Annotated in this window: 5 protein-coding genes; 3 read left to right on the top strand and 2 right to left on the bottom strand. The window is 71.8% G+C overall.

The window, feature by feature from the left end:
- Positions 1-7: 7 nt before the first annotated feature.
- Positions 8-1390, bottom strand: coding sequence for an aspartate aminotransferase family protein (locus P3L51_RS35420; RefSeq protein WP_354609475.1), 1383 nt, complete (start codon positions 1388-1390; stop codon positions 8-10).
- Between the two features lie 200 nt (positions 1391-1590).
- On the opposite strand from P3L51_RS35420, the gene P3L51_RS35415 reads away from it, so the two are divergent.
- Positions 1591-2187 carry a type 1 glutamine amidotransferase family protein gene (locus P3L51_RS35415; RefSeq protein WP_354609474.1) on the top strand — a complete coding sequence of 199 codons (597 nt, stop codon included), beginning with the start codon at positions 1591-1593 and terminating at the stop codon, positions 2185-2187.
- Complete coding sequence (locus tag P3L51_RS35410) at positions 2184-2651, top strand: MarR family winged helix-turn-helix transcriptional regulator (protein WP_354609473.1); 468 nt, start codon at positions 2184-2186, stop codon at positions 2649-2651. Before P3L51_RS35415 ends, P3L51_RS35410 begins: the two co-directional genes overlap by 4 nt.
- A gap of 49 nt (positions 2652-2700) precedes the next feature.
- Here the strand turns inward: P3L51_RS35410 and P3L51_RS35405 are convergent, their stop codons facing one another.
- Positions 2701-2853 carry a hypothetical protein gene (locus P3L51_RS35405; protein ID WP_354609472.1) on the bottom strand — a complete coding sequence of 51 codons (153 nt, stop codon included), beginning with the start codon at positions 2851-2853 and terminating at the stop codon, positions 2701-2703.
- Between the two features lie 68 nt (positions 2854-2921).
- Between P3L51_RS35405 and P3L51_RS35400 the strand changes: the two genes are divergently transcribed.
- Positions 2922-3875 (top strand): serine/threonine-protein kinase (locus P3L51_RS35400; protein ID WP_354609471.1); only part of this gene is annotated, 954 nt, incomplete at its 3' end.

The following is a 3875-nucleotide window of genomic DNA, read 5'->3' as shown; positions in this document are numbered from 1 at the left end:
TCCGTCCTCAGACCACGTGCTCGTCCGCCACCGCCAGCGCCGCGTCCAGGATCGCCAGCCCTTCCTTCGCCTCCGCCTCCGTGACGGTGCACGGCGGGCAGGCGTGCGTGCGGTTCATGTTCACGAACGGCCAGAGCCCGCCCTTCTTGCAGGCCGCCGCGAACGCGGCCATCGGCGCGTTCGCCGCGCCCGTCGCGTTGTACGGCACCAGCGGCTCGCGCGTCTCCTGGTCCCGTACGAGGTCGAGCGCCCAGAACACACCGTGCCCGCGCACCTCCCCCACCGACGGGTGCCGGTCGGCCAGTTCACGCAGGCCGGGGCCGAGGACCGTCTCGCCGATGTGCGCCGCGTGCTCGACGATCTTCTCCTCGGCCATCACCCGCAGCGTCGCGACCGCCGCCGCGCAGGCGAGCGGGTGGCCGGAGTAGGTGAGGCCGCCGGGGTACGGGCGGGTCGCGAAGGTGTCCGCGATGGCGGCGGAGATCGCGACACCGCCGAGCGGTACGTAGCCGGAGTTGACGCCCTTCGCGAAGGTCAGCAGGTCGGGCACGACGTCGAAGTGGTCGGCGGCGAACCACTCGCCGGTGCGGCCGAAGCCCGCCATCACCTCGTCCAGGATGAAGACGATGCCGTACCGGTCGCACAGCTCCCGCACGCCCGCGAGGTAGCCGGGCGGAGGCGTCATGATGCCCGCCGTGCCGGGGATCGTCTCCAGGATGATCGCGGCGATCGTCGCCGGCCCCTCGAAGGCGATCGTCGCTTCCAGGTGCTCCAGCGCGCGGGCGCACTCCTCGGCCTCGGTGGTGGCGTAGAAGGGGGAGCGGTAGAGGAACGGCGCCCAGAAGTGCACCACCCCGGCGTTGCCGCTGTCGGACGCCCAGCGGCGCGGGTCGCCGGTCAGGTTGATCGCGGTGGAGGTGCCGCCGTGGTACGAGCGGTAGGCGGAGAGCAGCTTCGGGCGGCCGGTGTGCAGCCGGGCCATCCGTACGGCGTTCTCGACGGCCTCCGCGCCGCCGTTCGTGAAGAAGATCTTGTCCAGGTCGCCGGGGGTGCGCTCGGCGATGAGGCGTGCGGCCTCGGAGCGTACGTCGATGGCGAACGCGGGCGCGAAGGTGGTGAGCTTCGCCGCCTGCTCCTGGATGGCGGCGACGACGACGGGGTGCTGGTAGCCGATGTTGGTGAAGACGAGGCCGCTGGTGAAGTCGAGGTAGCGGTTGCCGTCGTAGTCCCAGAAGTACGAGCCGTCGGCGCCGGCGACGGCGAGCGGGTCTATCACTTCCTGCGCGGACCAGGAGTGGAACACATGCGCGCGGTCGGCGGCCTTCACGGCGGCGCCGGCCTTCGGGTCGACAGTGTCAACAGCGGGGTTGACGTCGAGGTGAGGGGTCATGCGGACAGCGTAGAGAGCGGAGGGCGGGGGCGGGAGCGAACACGGTGTCTGATGTTTGCGGTGTGACTCGGCAGTCTGTCGCCCTCCCCCGAGCTACCCCTAACCTGCTCGCCGGACCCCCTGAATATCGACAGCATACTGTCGACATGACAGGGTGCTGTCAATATAATGGAGGAACACCGAGCCATCAGGAGGCCACCATGACCGGCAGAACCGTGTACCTCGCCGTGTACGACACCCTCGCCGACTGGGAGACCGGGTACGCCACCGCGCACCTCGCCCGGAACGGCTTCACCGTGCGGACCGTCGGCCCCACCACCGACCCCGTCACCACCATGGGCGGCCTGCGCGTCCAGCCCGACGTCGCGCTCGACCAGCTGGGCGAGCCCGGCGACACGGCGGTGTTCATCCTCCCGGGCGCCGGGCTCTGGGACACCGGGGACGACCTGCTGCCGTTCGCCCGCGCCGCCCGGCGGTTCATCGGCCTGGGCCTCCCCGTCGCCGCGATCTGCGGCGCCACGGCGGGGCTGGCCCGCGAGGGCCTGCTGGACGACCGGGCGCACACCAGCGCCGTCAGCCACTACCTGGACGCCACCGGATATCAGGGCGGCAAGCACTACCGCGAGGCCGACGCGGTCACGGACGGCAACCTGATCACGGCCGGCCCGACCGAGCCGGTCGCGTTCGCCCGCGAGATCTTCGCGCTGCTCGGTGTGTACGAGGGGGAGAAGCTGGACGCCTGGTACCGGCTGTTCAAGACCTCGGACGCGAGCGCGTTCGAGGTCCTCAACTCATGACCGGGCGGGCCCGCGAGACCGATCGGCCCGAACTGCTCAGCAGGACCGCACTCGGCCTCTTCCGGCTGAACGGCCAATTCCTGGCCGTGGCCGAGGAGTTGGCCGCCCCGGCGGGCCTGACCGCCGCCTGGTGGCAGGTCCTCGGAGCCGTACTGCCACAGCCGCTGTCCGTCTCCGGGATCGCCCGCGCGATGGGCATCACCCGGCAGAGCGTGCAGCGGATCGCCGATCTGCTGGTGGAGCGCGGACTGGCGGAGTACGAGCCGAACCCCGCCCACCGCCGGGCGAAACTGCTCGCTCCGACCGAGGAGGGCCGCGCGGCGATCCGCGAGATCGGGCCCGGCCACGCGGCGCTCGCGAAGCGCCTCGCCGAGGAGCTGGGCGAGGAGGGCTTCGCCGAGACCGTACGGGTGCTGGAGCGGCTGTCGCGGGCGATGGACGCGATCAGCCCCCGGTCGGGCTGAGCGGTCGGCTCGGCAAGCCGGCCGCCGGGAAGGAGTCGGCGCCCCGGACCTACGCCATCACCTCCGAGAAGGCGGGCCGCCCCATCTCCTCCTCCGTGACGTCCTCCGGATGCGTCCGGATCCACCACAAGTCGCCGAACGGGTCACGCACCCGCCCCACCCGGTACAACTCCTCGGCGCCGAAAGCGGTACGTGACCGCACGGCGTGATGACGGCGGCACTATCCTCGGCCCGGTTGGGCTTGGGCATCTGGGGGAGGGCCGTACGGCCATGGAGAAGCTGGCTGCAGGAGATCCACAACGCATCGGCGCGTACCGGCTGCTGGCGCGCCTCGGCGCGGGGGGAATGGGGCAGGTCTATCTGGCGCGCTCGGACCGGGGCCGTACGGTCGCGGTGAAGCTCGTACGCAAGGAGCTCGCCGAACAGGACGAGTTCCGCAACCGCTTCCGGCTGGAGGTCGCCGCGGCCCGGCGGGTCGGCGGCGCGTGGACGGCGCCCGTCCTCGACGCGAACACCGAAGCCGCGGTGCCGTGGGTCGCGACGGGGTACGTGGCCGGGCCCGCGCTCCAGGAGATCGTCTCGGGCACGCACGGCCCGCTGCCCGCGCGCTCGGTACGGATACTCGGCTCAGGTCTCGCCCACGCCCTCCAGGACATCCACGGCGCGGGCCTGATCCACCGCGACCTCAAGCCGTCCAACGTCCTCGTCACCATCGAGGGCCCGAAGGTCATCGACTTCGGCATAGCCCGCGCGCTGGAGACCGTCACCGACGCCGGGCTGACCCGGACCGGCGGGCTGGTCGGGTCACCCGGTTTCATGGCGCCGGAGCAGGTGCGCGGCAATCCGATCACGCCCGCGTGCGACGTGTTCTGCCTGGGCTCGGTGCTCGCGTACGCGGCGACGGGCCGGTTCCCCTTCGGTACGGCCGACACCGCCGCGCACGTGCTGATGTTCCGCATCGCGCAGGAGGATCCCGATCTGTCCGAACTCCCCGAGGGATTGCGGGAGTTGGTGGGCGACTGCCTGAAGAAGGACCCGAAGGAACGCCCGACCCCGGCGCAGATCCTGGCCCGGGTGGGCGAACCGGACGAGGACAAGGCCGAGCCCTGGCTGCCCGGCGCGCTGCTCGCCCAACTGGGCAGCGACGCGGTGCAGTTGCTGGACCACGAGGAGCCGGGGGCGCGTACGGCGCCGGCGTTCTCACCGCCGTCCGGACCCCCGCCG

It is taken from the genome of Streptomyces panacea (assembly GCF_040560175.1).
GTDB classification, from domain to species: Bacteria; Actinomycetota; Actinomycetes; order Streptomycetales; family Streptomycetaceae; genus Streptomyces; species Streptomyces panacea.
The sequence above is the reverse complement of the archived record's forward strand: the minus strand, read 5'-3'. Positions and strand labels throughout refer to the sequence as shown.